The organism is Pseudomonas purpurea (assembly GCF_039908635.1).
GTDB classification, from domain to species: domain Bacteria; phylum Pseudomonadota; class Gammaproteobacteria; order Pseudomonadales; family Pseudomonadaceae; genus Aquipseudomonas; species Aquipseudomonas purpurea.
In genome coordinates this window covers 899,953-916,846 of record NZ_CP150918.1, presented here as the reverse complement: position 1 = coordinate 916,846, position 16,894 = coordinate 899,953, and the positions used below count along the sequence as shown (strand labels likewise).

Here is a 16,894-nt window from a genome sequence, read left to right as displayed (position 1 = left end):
AGGTTCCTTCTGTCCACAGCACATGCTTACTCCACAGGCCAAAGATCAGAAGGATCCTGTTCGAGCTGATTGGCAAAACGAGTTAACGCCTCCCTAAACTTCTCCATAGCCTTCTCGCCAGTACTTTCCTCGAATGCAGCAGGATCACTTTTTCTCAAATCTCTGAGAGAACCAGCTTCGGTTTCGCCGAAAAAATCAGCCAAATTGCGCTTAACATCGCGAGATATTTGATCAAGCATTGTTGAGGAATAACGTAGCGCAGCATCTGTACCCAAAGCCAATAATCGACGATCGAAAACCCCCTGTTGCTCCAAATCCATGTCGGCTTTCAATTGTTCTATTAACGCTTCGCGCACGTCTTGACGCAGAAGAGCAGCAAGCTGAATATCAGCCCATGCATCTCTAGCCCACTGCGCGCCAAAATTGATGTTATCGTTCTTCCAAAGAACCCTGCGAGTATATAATTGATGCTCACTCAAATAGTCTAACTGGGAGGATGCTACGAACACATTAGAAGCCGCTACTGCGGCGTTCACTATACGAACATTATCCACCCCTTGGTGAGCTAACTCACGAGCCAGAGTTAACCAAAAGCGCATATAACCTTGCTGAAAGGCTTGTCGCATATACACAACATCTTTATCTGGAACTTGGTTATCAGCCTTGAATACTGCCCAAGCTCCCTGAGCGAGCTCATCATACATCTCCCTCTCATTATAAACAAATCGAGCGAGATAATTAGACAAACTTGCACTTGCTGGATTCCCAAGATCGGTTTGCTTTTTGACTTTAGCAAACGCTTTACCTAAGCGATATTCGAGCTCTTGATATGGGCGCAGCTTACGCAAGAGAACATCTAACGCAGGAGTAAGGTGAGAGTTAATTTGTTCCCGAATTATTGGATCAATACGCAGCCCTGGAGATTGGTCGCGCATCCCCAACGGATCAAATTCAGGATCGATTTCCTCTAGCTTATCCTCACACTCTCCGAGTTTCAGCATTGCAGCGGCTAGACGCGGAACACCAAACAAATAATTTTCAAGTATACCGGCAACTATCGAGACAGTGGTGATAGAAAAAGGTCGCAATCTAGCGTCGGTACTTTGATTCTCGCGTGTATTCCACTCTAACAAGTGGAGACGGCTCCAATCGTTGTCCTCTATATCATGTTTCCACTGGTTCGCTAAGGAACGCACCGCAGAGGCTGCATTACTTGAGTCATCAAGCAGCAGGATGAAATGTCCGCTAACGCGCTGCGGTTCTGAGTTAACTGTAACAAAAATATCGCGCAAGTCTTTGACAATTTGCTCATCCCCCTCCGCCGTAGCTAAGGGCATCCAGACTATACAAACAGGTTGCTCAATATTGGCCACGATCTGTTTAGTTTCCGGCTTACTATTTAGCAGCCGAAGCGCTTGAAGCCGATGCTGCCCGTCTAAAGTTACCAACTTTGTACGGTCTGGATTGACCCCAAGCATCGCCGCGTAGTCATAAAACTCTACAGCCTCTCCAAGCCAATCTATCACGCGCCCACCTTGCCCCTGCGCGGCTTGGTACAAGTCGAGCTTGAAACCATCACGATCATAAACCGTACTTAAAGTGCCCTCTGAAATCGGTTGCTGAATGACAGAGTCATAATTAGGTTTAAGATTGTTATCGCTATCCATCACCGCTAGACACACCAACAAAGGCGGAAAAAAAACCGCCCGCTGGCTCCCCATTTTTAAGTAGCCTTCAGCTATACGGACAACTCTAGAATGATCAATATCCCTCTGGATAAGCTCCTCGAATGCTACACGGCGAATATTGAATACATCCGCAGCTACGTTGAGCTTTTCGAGCTGACTAATTCGAAGCGTAGTAGACAGATAATTCAACGTATGACTCGAATCGGTTTGAAATCGACCGAATGAGCCACGCAGCTTCAAGCCAAAAACGTCAATATTTCTTGGGCCGGGCGGCATAGCCATATGCTGTTATCCTTTAAAATCCGTTAATGGGGCTATCTTGCCTCATCACATGAGTCGAAGCTAGACGCAAAATCTTCCCTTCAGTAGGCGCACGGCCTTACAGCAGTGCGCCGCCCCCCTACAACTGAAAAGTTGACCAGTGAATGTAGCCTGTTTTTTGCCTTACGTCGGCGAATCGTTTACGTCCCTACACGTCATCGGTACTCATGCAGCTGTGTAACGCTTCTTTGAGTGTTGGACGCCGCTCCACCACTCAGAACGGCTCGCCAAAAACTCTGTCACGCAGGGTACAGGCCCACCCCACCGACCAACCTGCTCGCTTTAGACCTAACACAAGGTTCGGTAGATAGTATCCGCTAAATAGCTATCACTCTTACCGGCGAGATAAGAGAGCCCTCGATGCAGATGGCTCACACATAGCTTTCTAATGTTTTCAACACTAGGTTCTTTACCATCTTGCTGAAGGCGCTGTAGCAACAGATTAAGATATAGCTCGTCAAATCCGCCTGTAAAGACTCGCCAATCTATCTCTACTCCACCACTATAATTGAACTCCTCATCTGGCAGCGCGGATGGCTCCGCCAAAGACAGGCAAAGTGCATGCCGACATATAGAATTATAATGTTCTATACCAGTCTTACGCTTCAACGTAGAGAGCTGAATTTTCGCTGCAGCGGTTAAACGAATTCGGTCAATCATTGGTCATTACCAAGTGGGCCTGGTGAGCTCTTACCGAAACTAAACTTCGACGACTCTCATCATCAAAAATCAATTCATACTCTCGACTCAAATGCTGTTCCAAAGCCTTATGCACACTACCTTCCACCTCTTCATCCGTAGATAACACTAACACTTGATGAGAAACTTTGGCGAAGAAGTTATGGATTAAAGCTTCTCGATGCTGGCGATCTAGGCGCGCTAAAGGGGTATCTACTACTACTGGGAATCGACCTTTGCGCTCTCGAATTAACGCGCTCAGTACTGAAATAGCCAGTATTTGCCGCTCGCCTGCTGATAGGCGCTCCATTGGCAAGGTATGGCCGTTTACGTCTTCGATGGAAACCGCGTACGTCTGCGGCTCTACTAAAACACGAGAGATCAGGTTTCTCTTACGAAGCAGCTGCTTAAATTCAGCGGTTATCATCTCCGACAGCCACTTTGCCTTCGAAGCTAATAGGCGATCTCGAAAGATGTTCAGCGTTACTTTCGCACGATCAGCAGCTTCCAAAGCAATACGCTGGAAGGCACCCTCTTTCAGCTCGGCTCGATTTCGTGACATTGCAGCGTTGTGTCGCTGCTCAAAATGGACTTGTTTGCCCCTTAGATCGTCCAGTTCGCGACTTAACTGTTGTGACTTCAATTCAGCGACTGATACAGCTTGAGTGAGACTTTGCATAGCCTGAAAAACAGAACCAATTTGTTCATCATCAGGTATCTGCTCCGCTGCTTGTTGAGCTTTCTCCATAATTTGTTGAGTAACCGAAACATCTTCCTGCGCAGCTTTCAAACGTTGTTTGGCTTGCTCTAGACCCGGCTCTAACTCAGCCGGGTCACCCCCTTGCAGAAACACTGGCGAATGTTCCTCGACCGCTCGCAGCTCCTGCAAGTCAGCTGCTAGCAGCTCAGCGACATCATGTTGAGCGTTCGGAGCCCTGTCGGCCAATAGTTCCAAAATTCGCTTGTCACGATCAGCAAACTCTTCGAGCAGCAAGTTAGCGTGCTTAGCATCGCGATCTTTCTGCCACTGAACCTTGTAGCCAGCCCAAAGTGGAGATAACCACGCTAAAGGGAGGAGCGGATCCTCCAAGGCAGCGACTAACGCAGTTCGCGCATGTTCATATTGCTGCTTGCTAAGTTTAGCTCGAGCCCCTAAATCCGCGGCTTGCTGATAAGCTTTGAGGCCACTACGTTGGGCCTCGACTGAGTACGCCTCTAACTTACGCTGCGCATCGTCTAGTTCGTTCCTAGCATGGGCTTGACGTTGCGACACTATATCGATTTGCCCATTTAACTCTTTGAGCTGCAGCTCATAGTCGTCAGCCGGGGGCTCGTCGCCCCCCCCTCCAGGAGCATTCTTTTTATTAGTTCGACGCTCTAGAGCTCTCAAATCTCCAGCTAATGCGTCGATGCCACCCACCCCTAAGAAAACCTCCGTCGCTCGACGTAAAAGCTCAGGAAGACGTTCAGGGTTGGCCAAGGCCTCGATTTTCTCTCCATCAAAAAGAAAAAGGTGAACTAGCTCCACCGGCATAATGCCGTTGATGAAGTCATCCCAATCTTCCGCAAGTGCTAAGTCCTCGAAATGTCCAGCGAAGACTCGAAAACGCTCACGATAACCTTTTTCCTTAGGTAACCACTCACGACGGATGGTAAGCACCTGTGTGTAGTCGCCGACCTCAATACCAAGCTGCATTTCTATTCGAGCAGGTCCAGTGGCGTCCGAGCGCTGCAAACCGGTGATTAGCTGGTCATATTCTGTGCGCCGAGTTTGGTTAATGGCCTTGTAACCATACAAGCCAATCTGCAAGGCAGTGAGAAGAGTGGTCTTACCGCTGCCATTTAGAGCTTTCACCAAAATCACAGGGTGCAGGGCTTGCACGCTTAAATCGAAAATTTGCTGCTCACGGAATGGGCCGAGATTTTCGATAGAAATTCTATTAATTGTTAACTTGGCCATGCTTACTTCTCTTCCTCTTCTACTACTGCTAGAGGAATCAATTCTAGCTCGTCGTTAGTACTCGCCTCATCCTGATCTTCGTCACGAGTGCTTTTAGCGAATTCTAAAGCATCAAACTCTGTACGGAACGCGTTGGCCTTGAGAACTTCTTCCAAACGGTCTAAATGGCGAGAGCGTTTTTGGGTCTGCATGGATTGAAATTGGACAGCGAGCAGGTTGCGAGTGAGTTGATAAAGCTGGTTACTAGCCTCGGGATCGAGCTCTGTAGCGATTTCGTTTAATAACGCCAAGTCCTCTGCTTCCAAAGGAACAGGCTCCATTACCCGCCCTGGGTATTTCTCAAGGAAAACGCGCTCATAAATTTCCGGAACTAAGTCCTCAATTTCACCCTTTTCCTCAACCCAGATGCGTCGAATGGCATCAAGTTCATCAAGGGAGATCAATTCGATTTGAACATGTCCTGGGACTTTAGCATCCCGTAACGCACACTGGGTACGCAGTAGTTCTTCCAACAGCTTTGCTCGATAACTCTGCAAGTAAGGACCATGTATAAGCTCAGCAGTATCCCCCTTACCCATTAGTTTTACGCGGCCGTTCATACGTTTGAAATCCCGGACGTCCCAGTCCTGCACACTTAAATAATTATTGCGGAAGTCTAGAATCGGCTTCATCCAGGACTTTTGATCGTCGTTCTGAATCATTGCCTGCATGGATTTGTCCTGCGACACCATGGTACACACGTAGCATCCAAAACGACTGTCACCACAGCTGGGTGTCGATTTATCGACCACTACCGGGCACTCAGCGTCAGGAGTTGCTCCTTTATAGATGCTGAACAGATCTTGGTTGTCGACGCCCCAGGGATTTTCATCAGTGAGGACGTACATCCAGACGTCATCGCTAGTCCAAGTTTCTATAGGAAGATAAACCCAAACTCGAGAAAGTTTGGGATCACGATTACGGCTCAGACGATCGCGAGTACTTCCACTGTAGTTTTCGATCACTTTGTCACGCGCCTGGCTTTCGCCTCGGCGCTGACCGAGCACTAAAATTGCCTCGTTATTAGCCTCAGACAACTCCTGAATAAATTTCGTGGAAGCACTTATCTTTAAGCGGTCAGTACACCAACGAAAACGATTTCGGGGAGCGGGGTACCCTTTGCCTATCAGATTGACCCAAAAACGGTGCTCAAGGCTGGGAGTAAGCCGGTGAGGATGAATTGGCAACCCCTGCCGCTCCGCTTCGGCTTTCATGTTTCGCAGCGATGAGTCAACCCAAGCCGCGATAACTGGGTTCTCGACCAAGGTATCAGTACTGATGACATGAATATCTTTGGTGCGTTGCTCGGCAGGGAGAGACGCGACAGCCTTCCATATTAGCTGCAGTGACGCCGTTGAGTCCTTGCCGCCGCTGTAACCTACGATCCAGGGCATGGAATCAGAGCGGTAAAGCGACTGAATTTCTTCTATGATAGTTTCGGGAGGCGTGGTCATAATTTTTCCGATGTGAAGCGTAGAGCCTTACTGGCGGGCAGCAGCAAAGGCGCTTTCGATAATTTGCTCTTCAGGGCTTAAAGGAAGTCCGAGTGTGCGTTTGATTTCATTGCACGTGAGCGTGATATTTTGGCTGTTTTTTGCCATTCGTCCGCCAATCATGGCGCGCCCCTCCCACGTCTTAATGTTAGATCGAGACCAATCAATCTCACGCAGGTTGCTGAAAACGTTTTTCAGGTTAGGCTGCCCTGCTCCAGCCCTGTAAATGAATTTCCCAACACGTCCTAAAGCTTGAAGTACGATTGCGTGCGAATGGATAAAATCCTGGCGCACCTCACCGGCAGTCATTCGCCCTTCTCGTACGTATATCCATTCTGGGATTTGGTCGCCAATAACCTCCCAAAACTCATTGCATTTCTTAGATGCGGCAGAAAAATCTTCCAACTCTTGCTCGCTGAGCATCTCTAAAATGGAGAAATGAAGCGCACTTAGGGTAAACAGCTTGCGGGAACGCTTGGACAGTGACGATCGCTCCGACTCGATCAAGTTCCTGAACACTCGCGAGGTCAGACCCAGATGCTTAGCCACACTAGCTGCCGCGTTACGGTGATCATAAAGTACACTCAACGACGCTGAAGGCTTGACGGCGTGCCTGTTGAGATCGGCGAACATTTGCTGACAACGCTCTAGCCCACGGTCATGAAAAAACACCACGGCGATGGTTTCATCCCCAAGCTCAGGCCGCTCCTCAATAGCTAGCTCGATAGCCGCTCGCCGATGCTGCCCATCATTAACGATGAATCTGGCGTCCATATCGACCGTCAACGTCCCCATACGAAAGTGATTGGTATCGCGTTCGCTCACCGGAGCGAAGCTTAAGTCACCATCGATGGATGCCGTAATGGCAGAGAACGTGTAGCTTCCCGAGTTGGAGACGATGTATCGTGCGATTTCAGGAATACGTGAGCGATTGATTGACCGCTGCGCTCTCAGCTCCGGCATCAACTCCTCATTATCAAAGACAAATAGCTTCGCCAAAAGCCTAAGCGGGCACATCGAGACGTAGTATTCCCGCCCCGCTTGTACTCCGCGGATCGCAGGAAATGTGTAAGAAAAAGGACTGGTCATGGCTGCGAAGCCTAACATGTTTGCTTCAGCACAGACAAACAAGAGCAGTGATCTAGACGTACAGCTAGCTCGCCCAGTTCGGAGCCTCGCTAGCGTAATTCAGACGACCGGCCTGGGCAGGAAATGCTGTCGTGAACAGCATCGACAGGCCCACAGGTAAAGCGTCTATATGCCTCTGATTACATTAGCTATAGCTAACTGCCATCCTGCCCGAAATGGGGAGCGCCTTCGTATGAATACGTAGGTGCCGCAGTTACCCGGTAGCCATAGGGCTCACTCTCCGTGTGTAACGCAAATTCAAGTCCAGGTGACGAGACTCGACGCTACCTACGATGCCAGGTGATTTAGCTACCTATCGCTCACCAGCTCGCCTCCGCCTGCATAAGAGCTAAGCGCCCATACATTTGCCCGGCACGCCTCCTATCTGTGGCATTCCGTCGCATTTTCGATGAACGGGCATTTCCCAACGGCACAATAGCTTCGTGCCATTACACGGTTTTTCGGTAATACTCTACGAGGTAGGGATTCGTGGAAGACAAAAAATGGACTTCGATCGCACCATCACCCAACTTTGGTACGCACCAGTCTTACCTTTCTTGGTCGTATTCAGGATTGGCATGGTTGTGGGCCAGTGCAACCGACAAAACCGTCGACGATCTCAATCATCCTACATAAGTCTGATTGCACCACATCAGCCCCCCCCACTATTAACTTCACAGAATTGTGTCGAAGTTAGTTGGGATTGCATTAATTTATTGAATCTGCCTAAAAACTTTATTTTTCTCAAAAGAAAAACATATAAACGCGCGCGCAAACCTAATATTTTGTGTGCAAAAATATCTATGTTCGCACAGCCAAAACTTTCTTACTCACACCGCAACAAACAGCGGCCACCGACAACCTCATCAAAGTGAACCCCATATGATAGATAAAAACATAATAAAGGCAGACCCTACCAAAGAATTTTTCATTAACATGCTGACCCGTGACATTGCAACAGACCGAGCAATCCTTGACTTAATTGATAACAGCATAGATGCGGCCATTCAAAATGAACTACAGAACCCCGAAATAATAATCATAGCAACGAAAGAACACTTTCAGATCAAGGACAATTGTGGCGGCTTAGATTTGGAAAAAGCGAAGGGTTACGCCTTTCGTTTCGGTCGCCCCAAAGACGCACCGGACACTCCAAACTCTGTAGGGCAGTTTGGAGTTGGCATGAAACGCACATTATTTAAGCTAGGAACTAAGTTCGAGGTTGAGTCAAACCACAACCAAACTGCATACAATGTAAGCGTCGACGTAGACAAATGGGTAAACATCAAGGAATGGCACTTTTATTTTAACTTACTTGAAAACCCGGATTTGAAAGATGGAGAAACGAGAATAACAGTAACCAAACTAAAAGAGGAGACCATTCAAAACTTCTCTGAAGAAACCTACCTCAACAACCTGATGAGGGAAATCTCCGCAGCTTACTTCAAGCAAATAAATAACGGCTTTAAGATTTTTTTCAACAAAACCTCAATAAAAAGCAAAGACATAACAATAAAAAACTCAAAAGAATTAAGCCTAATAAAGAAAAAATTCACATATGAAAATGTAGATATAACTATAACTTGTGGTCTATCGGACCGAGACAAAGATGATAGTGGTTGGTACATAGTATGCAATGGTCGGTTAGTTGCAGAGGCAGACCAAACAGAAAAGACTGGCTGGGGAAAAAATGGAGCAAGCAAATTTCATACTGATTTTGCCTTCTTCAGGGGGTTAGTTGAATTTTCCTGTGAAGATGCCTCCAAACTACCTTGGACAACCACCAAAACAGGCGTGGATGGGGATAGCCAAGTATATAAGTATGCCTTACTCCATATGGGGCAGTGCATGGAGCCGATCTTAAAGTTCCTAAGAGAACGTACTGAGGAAAACTACAATTGCGATCAAGAGCTAATAGAATCAACGCCCCTGGCTAATAGCATAGCCGCGGCAGACTCTATCAGAATTTTAGACGCGCCGCTTTCGGAGAAATTTATACGCCCTGAAAAAATAATTCCTCCAAAGCCAGATAAAAACTACACCTCTATTACTTACACCATTTCGAATGAAAGACTTGAAAAAGCCAAAGAATCTCTCGATGTAAAAACTGCCACCCAAGTTGGCAAGCTAACTTTCGACTACTATTACCAGTATGAGTGCGAAAATGAGTAATAGCGGCAGAAAAATAAATTATTCTATTCGACCAGCTAAAAGCATTGAGCGCAAAATGATGCGAGATGTGTTTAGCTGCCTCCGTCATCATGCGCCTCTTAAGGACTATCAATATATCGGGTTTGGATCAAAATACTTCGTAGACTTTTCTCTATTCCATCGTCACCTAGGTATAGAAAACCTAATAAGCATCGAAGCCGACACAACTAACATTGAGCGATATGAGTTCAATAAACCATACTCTTCCATTCAAATGAAGTTTGGCAGATCCACCGAAGTATTACCTCAACTTTCCGCCCAGCCAGGAAGGAAAATTTATTGGCTTGACTATGACGGCACATTCTCTCCATACATGCTTGATGATGCCGCAATAATCGCTGGAACAATCGAAAGCGGAAGCATCTATAGCGCCAGTTTCAATTGCTCTCCGTTAATTTCCAGCTCAAATCAGAATACCCCATCAGAGGACATAGAGTCTAAACTTGTAGATTTAGTTGGAAAACCCTACGTTCAGCCAGGTATAGATACGAGAGGTTGGAAACAAAGCAAACGACTAGCAATCTTTTTAAAAGAATGCTTAAAAAAAGAAATGCAAAAAATAATTACCATTAGAAACACTGCACTACCGCCCAAAGACAGAATAAACATAGACCAAGTATTATTCTTTAAGTACGCGGACGGTTGCGAAATGGCAACAATCGCTTTTACCTTCTATAAAGAAAGCGACACCCAAATTCACTCCGCGTGCAGATTCAACGAACTATATTTTCACAGAAGCGGAGACTCACCGTTTGAAATAAAAACGCCGAATTTAACAATAAAGGAAATCAGACACATCATGGAGACTATGCCTGACAGAGAAAAACTCTCAAAGAAAATTTTTACAGACAAAGATATTGACGCATTATGGGACAACTATAGATACTTTCCAAACTTCACTGAAATCGAGTCAACATGAATCGTTCAAGGACCATTGTCGAGGCAATCATAGATATCCTAACCCAAAATAAGGGCAACCTCTCAGCTCAGCAAATACATGAAAAAATAGAAGAGAAACAACTTTACAGGTTCAATACACAGACTCCTGTGGGAGTAGTTCGCCAGCAAATACGTAGGCATTGTGAAGGGTTAGCATTTCCTTCAGCCATGCCACGCAAATACTTCTTCCAAGCAGAGAGTGGGAAGTATGGCCTACTCAAAAATATTGAAACCTTGGTTCCTCTTAGTACGACAAGCAAAGATAAAATCCCGGAAGAACACCTCCAGCAAGTTCATGAAAAGCACATCACCGAAACCAAACAAGAACTCCTAGGAAAAATAATAACTTTACAACCTAGAGTTTTTGAATCTCTAGTACTCGATTTATTATTAAAAATGGGCTACGGGATCAATGGATCAATCAAACACAGTCCTTCCGGCGCCGATGGTGGTATTGATGGTGAAATTCACTTGGACAGATTAGGATTCGATAGAGTTTATGTTCAGGTCAAACGCTACGCATACAACCGTACCGTCGAGGTCTCCCAAATAAGGGACTTCGTTGGCGCGATGAAAAACGGTGTTAGAGGAGCCTTTATAACCACATCAAAATTCTCTAAAGCAGCAATCAACTTTGCGGAAAAAGAACAACAACAGAAAAACCTAGCGTTAATCGATGGAAATCACTTAGCACAACTAATGATAGAGTACGGACTAGGCGTCATAGAAACAAAACAATATTCTACATACAAACTCGACTCAGACTACCTTGGTGAAATTTAGTGATCTTTTGCGGCCATACTATAGACAATCCGGCCTCACCCGCCCTGCGTAACCGCCGGACTTTAAAGACAGACAATGCACCTAACAGCCGAGTCAAAGCAAAACTAAAAATCAGGATGATATATATTAAACAACTTTCACAAAAGCTCGAAAAGATCAGTATAGATTATTCATAAAAAAGAATTTGGCTACTTCTTTTATAAAAGGGTCATTACCATGATCCGCAGTTACGATCATGACATTTGATCCATTCTCTACAACACTTAATTCCGACTTAGAGTAAAGAGGATTTAAAAACACCCTAAACCTCAGACCCAAAATATAAAACTCAAAAAAGTTAAGCACAGCTCCAGCGTGACATGAAGGAACCGTTATTATATCATTCAACCCATTATAAGTATTGACGGAAATTAATATTAGAGAGCCTTCGAGACAGATACATTCCCCCAACAGATACTCTTCTATTTTTTTCATGCTCTCGTAACTAATTCGGACATCCGCATTACCAAAGCTATAATCCCCACCAGGCCATTTTATTGCACGCCATACGACGCTGACCGCAAAATAATGTAAGGATCTGACAATAAATGAATCCAGATCTTCATTAGCATATCCATAATTTTCGCCGCGAATACTTACAGGGAGAAGCTGCTGAAGAATATCCAAAAGCGGAAACTTGTCCCCTCTCGCCCAAAGTTTTGAAACTACGTCTTCACCTTTTGCGGAAAATTCTTGCTCACACTTCCCACATAAAAAATACGCTACTATTTGCCGGTTTGTTTGTACAAATCTCTTCCTATCAATCTCAACTTTAGTTGGTGGTGAAATCCTAGCTCCGGAGTTTCTAAGTACTTTGTAGGCCGACTTAGGTAATAAGTGACTTTTCTTCAGGACTGCCTGTTTTTTGCATAACCCACATATTCCATTTTTCAATTTTTTCCCTCTGCAAACATTCTGGGCTTATTCAGCCCAAAATAGTCTATCTCTAAATATGGAACAGCTCTGCCGCGCACATACTCCGTACGCAAATCGATGACAACTGACAAGTGCAGTCGGATTCTCACGTCGAACGTAACCGCCAATAAAATTCCATTACCTTCGAGACGCCAGTGCCAGCCACAAAAGCAAACTGTTCTCGGAGGCACTGTCACAATGCTATGCTGTGCCCCGCATAATAACTAGTAAATCATCCTGAATTTTCTAGACGGACTCTTACGTAGTTTTTTTCACAACAATCGATGCTAGCTGTCAGCAAACTACTGGCCAGCCTTCCTGTCGCAACCTTCAGCTCAGATTTTTTGCTGTCTGTTATTCCGACAGATTTCGAGTTCCCTGAGTAATCATAGACGCGAAAAAATTTACACCTAGGGTACAGCCTGACTGCAGCCGGGATACTATACGGTGAGGTATTCCATTTGGTATTCCAATTAAAAACATACGATTATATTATCCTTATAACTCAATATCTTACTTAGCAAATTCAGATTACCCCGGCCCACCACTTCAACATCTAAAGACGTCCACGGACGTCTTTTTTTGCGCCTGAAATCCAGTGAATACGGGGGTTTCAGAGCTGCGGGGGACTTTCCAGGTTTTTTGAGTTCCAGGCGGTTTGGTATTCCCAATGGTATTCCCGGCTACCCGGCGCTAATCTTGGGAATACCAAAAGGTGTCATGGAGTACTTTTCATGTGCGCTCAAACCACCCGCCTCTCCGACCGCCAGCTCAAGGCGGTCAAACCGAAAGACAAGGATTACGTCCTCACGGATGGCGACGGGCCCACCAATTACTCGCTTCGACATGTACCCACATGATCCGAAGCACATCAAGAAGCCCGCCCCGTGCGGGCTTTCTTGTTTCTGAACATCCCCCAATGACTCCGTACTCTCTCGCCACCTCCGGCTGATACCACCCTGTCCACTCTTGAACCCAGGGCCAAGGAGCACCGAGAACATGACGGCCATAGCCTTTAGGAGGAAACACCCTGAGAAGGACGCAAAGCATGTGGAGGCCCTTCCACTTTCAACGCCAGGGCCACTGCCGGCCTTGCACCGACTCTTTGGAAATAGGCCTGCAAATTGTCCCATGCCGACAGGTCGATCTCTAATCGCCTGGCCCACGTCAGCATCGTGAACAGGTAGGCGTCGGGGGCGGAAAACCCGTGCCCCATCAGATAGTCTTTCCCGCACAACTCATGATCGACATACGCCAACCGTGGCGAAACCAGGAGCCGCGTCGCGTTCTGCCCTTCGATCGTCTTCGCCAGAAAGTTTGCGCTTACCCCGCCATGACGCTCGGGCGTGATGAAGTTCTTGTGTACCTCTGCCGAAATGAAACCAAGCCATTCCAGTGCGCGATAACGCTCGATGCGATTCTGCGCCGGAAGAAGATTGCGCTCCGAGTGCTGATCCGCGATGTACTGCAAGATGACGGCACACTCGGTCAAAATCTCCCCCTCTCCTGTTTTCAGGGCCGGCACGTACGACTTTGGATTGATCAGGTCGTAATCTCCGCCAGACCACTGCTTGCTCATCAAATCGACTTTCTCAAGCGAAAAGGAGGCACCGGCTTCGCGCAGGAGAATGTGAGGGGCAAGGGAGCTGGCCCCGGCCGCGTAGAACAAGATCATGATCGTCTTCCCATATGTGCTCACAGGGCGATTGGCCTGATGATGCATGCCGTGACTATAGGGCTACGCAAGCAACCGAAAAACGCGTGCTCGTGCAACTCAAGTGTGCGAAATTGCACTCATGATGAATTGGCAAGATCTGCACCATTTTGTTGTCGTTGCCCGCCTCGGCTCATTCACTGCTGCGGGGAAAGAGCTACGCGTCGATCACGCAACCGTGGGCCGGCGTATTACGGCCCTTGAGACAACCCTCGGAATGAAACTGGTGGAGCGCCTGCCGCGCTCATCGCAACTCACGGAGGACGGCTTGGCGCTGGCGGCGATTGCCATGCCGATGGAAGCCATTACCGATGCGATAGGCCGTCATGCACGTGGTACGGCCCCGTTGTCAGGAACCGTGAGACTGAGCGCTCTCCCCATGCTGGCCAGCACATTGATAGCGCCGAGCCTCGGCCACTTACGCTCGCACTACCCGGCCCTCAAGGTCATTCTCAGCGCGACCTCAGATGTGGCTTCGCTTGAAAAGGGGGAAGCGGACGTCGCCATCGGATTGGTACGACCTCAAACAGCCGGCCGCATTGTTCGCAAGGTTGGCTCAATGAAACTCGGCCTCTATGCCAGCCCGGCATATGCATTGAAGCCTTCACTGTCCTAGTCATTCATTGGCTTTGAGGAAGAACTCCATCAGATTCCCCAACAGCGCTGGATACAGCACTTTGCAGATGGACGCCCCTTTGTATTTCAAAGCAGCGATATCGCAACACAGCTAGCCGCCGCACGAGCAAGCATCGGCGTGGCAATCCTGCCCTGCTTTCTCGCGGATAGAGACAAGGCGCTGGCCAGGATTGAGCTGGATGACGAACCGAAAGCCCGGGATGTCTGGATGTCTGTTCATGCCGACGTACGGCGCTCCCCCGCAGTTCGCGCCACCATGGATCATCTGATTAATCTACTGGGCCACGAACTGGGATAAGGGCTGGAGCGTGGTCAACGCGCTGCAGCAAAATCAGAAAAGCTCACCACCCCAAGGTCCCGACTACAACATGGCCCAGGCAGACAAGGTATGCGCATCAGTGATTTTGCCGGCGCGGATCAGCGCCTTTATCTCCTGCTCGGTGTAAGCGAGGGTGCCTTTCGTCTCACCGTCCGTTTTCGTCGTTACTTGCACCGCGTCGGTCGCCAAATAGACCTCGACCGCACTTTGAATCAGTGAAGTATTGGTATGCAGTTTGCCGAGGAGCACCCAGGATTGCGACGTGTACCCTGTCTCTTCGAGCAACTCGCGTTTAGCGGTTTGCGCCAGCGTCTCATCCTGGTTGCGCCCCCCTCGAGGCACCTCCAGCGAGTCTTGATCGACCGCGCCACGGTAATGCTGCACCAGCAAGTAACGACCTTCTGTGTCCCTTGCGAGGATCACGGCAGCATTTACCTCGTAAGCCTCGGCTACGACGTAATACTTGCCCCGCTTGATCACCTTGAAGAATGGGGTTTCCAGCAGGGTCTGAATCGTGTTGGTCGGTGCGTCCATAGTTTTAAGCCTTAGTCATCTGACAGTGCACGATCAAACTCGAATATCACTTGCGGCTTGAGTTTGAGGTAAAGGTTTTGTGGGCGGCCCATCGCTGGCTGGACAGTTTCTTCTGTCAACGCGATGAGCTTGGCGTCGATCATCTTTTTCACGCGCTGAATAATGCTGGTCTTTCCTTTACCCGGTTTGATGCCTCGCACCACCGAGAAGAGGGTCATGACGTCAGTCATGGTGAACTTCATGGGCAGCATGGCGAACCCGATGCTGGTGTACCGGAATTTGCCCGCCAGGCGCGCTCTTATTTTTGCGGCGAGCTCGTTGTGATCGAACGCCAACAGGAATCCCTTTTCACTTGCCGACACGAGGTCGACCCACTGTTTGTCGCCTTCAATCTCTACGGTGTCATCGACCATTGCCATATAGACCGTGGTCGTGGCCCAGCCCCTTGGATCACGCACCGCATTACCCACCGTCACTACCTGCTCGCAATGACTGATCGCGAAACCCACTTTAGGAGAGTGGATGAGGCGCTCGATGGCAGCCTCCAGACTTTGATCCTCAGTGTCACCGTTGATGACCAAGCCTGGAATTGCCCATTGCCCGAAATAGGGCTCATCCGGATTGAGACGCTTGTGAACCAGTATCTGTGCCCGACCGAGTTCGCGGTTGAATCGAAGTATTCCGACATCGACGGACTGGATGGCGCTTCTTCGCTCTTCGCTCACCTATGCACTCCTCTGTTGTTGATCGGTCAATGAAATCTGCCCAGTATCGGCGTAAACGAGGTAGTCCGCCACGCGCAGGCCCCGGCGCCAGCCAATTGCGCGGAATGTCTCTGCCAGCCCTCAAGGCGTCTCGGATCATGGTGCTGTGAACACTGATCGTCTCGGGCAGGGTGATGACTGAAAACTCATCCATGATTTCCTGATACCTATAAAACGTGCGGAAAACCTTTTGGTTGTCCACGCCCATCACCAAGGCAACGTCCTTTGTATCCAGGCGGGCGCGCCTGGCGATGAACCGAAGCAAGTCGATGCTGAAAATCGGGGACTTGTGCTCAAACAACTCACGCTCACAGGTATCGACGACCAGGCGCGGCTCCTTGAAATCCCCGGCGATCTTCTCCAGCCACTGAACCCGCACGTCGAAATCGACCATTTGCTTGCCAAACGGGTGAGCGTACGAAGGCACCACCAGAACATGAGCGGCCTGGCTGAGCAGTGAAGCCATCACCTGAACATGCCCCGCGTGTGGAGGATTGAATGCACCTCCATAAACCGCCAACTGCACCGTCATCATTCAACCCTCACTTTTCGACATAGTGCGTGTAACGCATATACTGGTCAAGCCCTGGCGATTGGATTTAGGCCCTGCCGGGGGAGTTGATCACGATCACGAGCAAGGGAATCCAACAATTAATCCCTACAACTATGAGTACAGGCCTATGGAGATCGGTGCGATGAGTCCTGGAAAACTCACAAAGACTGGTTGACTAAC

At 48.2% G+C, this 16,894-nt stretch carries 14 protein-coding genes and 1 pseudogene; 5 read left to right on the top strand and 10 right to left on the bottom strand.

All coding sequences use genetic code 11. From position 1 onward, the window contains the following. Window positions 1-26: 26 nt before the first annotated feature. From AABM54_RS04105 to dndB, 5 genes are all read right to left on the bottom strand, one after another. Window positions 27-1,970 carry a hypothetical protein gene (locus tag AABM54_RS04105; protein ID WP_347903961.1) on the bottom strand — a complete coding sequence of 648 codons (1,944 nt, stop codon included), beginning with the start codon at window positions 1,968-1,970 and terminating at the stop codon, window positions 27-29. Between the two features lie 327 nt (window positions 1,971-2,297). Then, the gene (gene dndE / locus AABM54_RS04100) at window positions 2,298-2,669 is read right to left on the bottom strand and encodes a DNA sulfur modification protein DndE (protein WP_347903959.1); all 372 of its coding nucleotides are present in this window, start codon (window positions 2,667-2,669) and stop codon (window positions 2,298-2,300) included. Further along, window positions 2,662-4,647, bottom strand: a complete 1,986-nt coding sequence (dndD, locus tag AABM54_RS04095) for a DNA sulfur modification protein DndD (protein WP_347903957.1) — start codon at window positions 4,645-4,647, stop codon at window positions 2,662-2,664. The genes dndE and dndD overlap by 8 nt, the downstream gene beginning before the upstream one ends. Window positions 4,648-4,649: 2 nt before the next feature. After that, on the bottom strand, window positions 4,650-6,140 hold the full coding sequence (gene dndC / locus AABM54_RS04090; protein ID WP_347903956.1) for a DNA phosphorothioation system sulfurtransferase DndC: 1,491 nt from the start codon (window positions 6,138-6,140) through the stop codon (window positions 4,650-4,652). Window positions 6,141-6,167: 27 nt separating this feature from the next. After that, window positions 6,168-7,268 (bottom strand): DNA sulfur modification protein DndB, encoded by a 1,101-nt coding sequence (dndB, locus tag AABM54_RS04085; RefSeq protein WP_347903955.1) that lies wholly within the window; start codon window positions 7,266-7,268, stop codon window positions 6,168-6,170. Window positions 7,269-8,189: 921 nt separating this feature from the next. Here dndB and AABM54_RS04080 point away from each other — a divergent pair. The 3 genes from AABM54_RS04080 to AABM54_RS04070 are packed head-to-tail and all read left to right on the top strand — an operon-like array spanning window position 8,190 to window position 11,240. Beyond that, on the top strand, window positions 8,190-9,479 hold the full coding sequence (locus tag AABM54_RS04080) for an ATP-binding protein (protein ID WP_347903953.1): 1,290 nt from the start codon (window positions 8,190-8,192) through the stop codon (window positions 9,477-9,479). Next, a complete protein-coding gene (locus AABM54_RS04075) occupies window positions 9,472-10,437 on the top strand; it encodes an O-methyltransferase (protein ID WP_347903952.1) in 966 nt (321 codons plus the stop codon). The genes AABM54_RS04080 and AABM54_RS04075 overlap by 8 nt, the downstream gene beginning before the upstream one ends. Further along, window positions 10,434-11,240, top strand: coding sequence for a restriction endonuclease (locus AABM54_RS04070; protein ID WP_347903950.1), 807 nt, complete (start codon window positions 10,434-10,436; stop codon window positions 11,238-11,240). Before AABM54_RS04075 ends, AABM54_RS04070 begins: the two co-directional genes overlap by 4 nt. 156 nt (window positions 11,241-11,396) lie before the next feature. Here the strand turns inward: AABM54_RS04070 and AABM54_RS04065 are convergent, their stop codons facing one another. Then, on the bottom strand, window positions 11,397-12,173 hold the full coding sequence (locus AABM54_RS04065) for a hypothetical protein (RefSeq protein WP_347903948.1): 777 nt from the start codon (window positions 12,171-12,173) through the stop codon (window positions 11,397-11,399). A gap of 755 nt (window positions 12,174-12,928) precedes the next feature. On the opposite strand from AABM54_RS04065, the gene AABM54_RS04060 reads away from it, so the two are divergent. Next, a complete protein-coding gene (locus AABM54_RS04060) occupies window positions 12,929-13,054 on the top strand; it encodes a hypothetical protein (protein WP_347903946.1) in 126 nt (41 codons plus the stop codon). 155 nt (window positions 13,055-13,209) lie between these two features. Here the strand turns inward: AABM54_RS04060 and gstA are convergent, their stop codons facing one another. Continuing rightward, the gene (gene gstA / locus AABM54_RS04055; protein ID WP_347903945.1) at window positions 13,210-13,869 is read right to left on the bottom strand and encodes a glutathione transferase GstA; all 660 of its coding nucleotides are present in this window, start codon (window positions 13,867-13,869) and stop codon (window positions 13,210-13,212) included. 121 nt (window positions 13,870-13,990) lie between these two features. Between gstA and AABM54_RS04050 the strand changes: the two are divergent. After that, window positions 13,991-14,842: pseudogene (locus AABM54_RS04050) on the top strand (LysR family transcriptional regulator). 63 nt (window positions 14,843-14,905) lie between these two features. Here the strand turns inward: AABM54_RS04050 and AABM54_RS04045 are convergent. Genes AABM54_RS04045 through AABM54_RS04035 form a run of 3 tightly spaced genes read right to left on the bottom strand, consistent with a single transcriptional unit; the run spans window position 14,906 to window position 16,696 of the window. Then, on the bottom strand, window positions 14,906-15,397 hold the full coding sequence (locus tag AABM54_RS04045; protein ID WP_347903944.1) for an NUDIX hydrolase: 492 nt from the start codon (window positions 15,395-15,397) through the stop codon (window positions 14,906-14,908). An 11-nt stretch (window positions 15,398-15,408) separates the two neighbouring features. Continuing rightward, window positions 15,409-16,122 carry a hypothetical protein gene (locus tag AABM54_RS04040; protein WP_347903942.1) on the bottom strand — a complete coding sequence of 238 codons (714 nt, stop codon included), beginning with the start codon at window positions 16,120-16,122 and terminating at the stop codon, window positions 15,409-15,411. After that, window positions 16,010-16,696, bottom strand: coding sequence for a hypothetical protein (locus AABM54_RS04035; RefSeq protein ID WP_347903940.1), 687 nt, complete (start codon window positions 16,694-16,696; stop codon window positions 16,010-16,012). Before AABM54_RS04035 ends, AABM54_RS04040 begins: the two co-directional genes overlap by 113 nt. Window positions 16,697-16,894: the final 198 nt, after the last annotated feature.

Excerpts from the sequence above, each read along its gene's own strand:
- AABM54_RS04105 (WP_347903961.1), bottom strand. The coding sequence starts at position 1,970 with ATGGCTATGCCGCCCGGCCCAAGAAATATTGACGTTTTTGGCTTGAAG.
- dndE (WP_347903959.1), bottom strand. The coding sequence starts at position 2,669 with ATGATTGACCGAATTCGTTTAACCGCTGCAGCGAAAATTCAGCTCTCT.
- dndD (WP_347903957.1), bottom strand. The coding sequence starts at position 4,647 with ATGGCCAAGTTAACAATTAATAGAATTTCTATCGAAAATCTCGGCCCA.
- dndC (WP_347903956.1), bottom strand. The coding sequence starts at position 6,140 with ATGACCACGCCTCCCGAAACTATCATAGAAGAAATTCAGTCGCTTTAC.
- dndB (WP_347903955.1), bottom strand. The coding sequence starts at position 7,268 with ATGACCAGTCCTTTTTCTTACACATTTCCTGCGATCCGCGGAGTACAA.
- AABM54_RS04080 (WP_347903953.1), top strand. The coding sequence starts at position 8,190 with ATGATAGATAAAAACATAATAAAGGCAGACCCTACCAAAGAATTTTTC.
- AABM54_RS04075 (WP_347903952.1), top strand. The coding sequence starts at position 9,472 with ATGAGTAATAGCGGCAGAAAAATAAATTATTCTATTCGACCAGCTAAA.
- AABM54_RS04070 (WP_347903950.1), top strand. The coding sequence starts at position 10,434 with ATGAATCGTTCAAGGACCATTGTCGAGGCAATCATAGATATCCTAACC.
- AABM54_RS04060 (WP_347903946.1), top strand. The coding sequence starts at position 12,929 with ATGTGCGCTCAAACCACCCGCCTCTCCGACCGCCAGCTCAAGGCGGTC.
- gstA (WP_347903945.1), bottom strand. The coding sequence starts at position 13,869 with ATGATCTTGTTCTACGCGGCCGGGGCCAGCTCCCTTGCCCCTCACATT.
- AABM54_RS04045 (WP_347903944.1), bottom strand. The coding sequence starts at position 15,397 with ATGGACGCACCGACCAACACGATTCAGACCCTGCTGGAAACCCCATTC.
- AABM54_RS04035 (WP_347903940.1), bottom strand. The coding sequence starts at position 16,696 with ATGATGACGGTGCAGTTGGCGGTTTATGGAGGTGCATTCAATCCTCCA.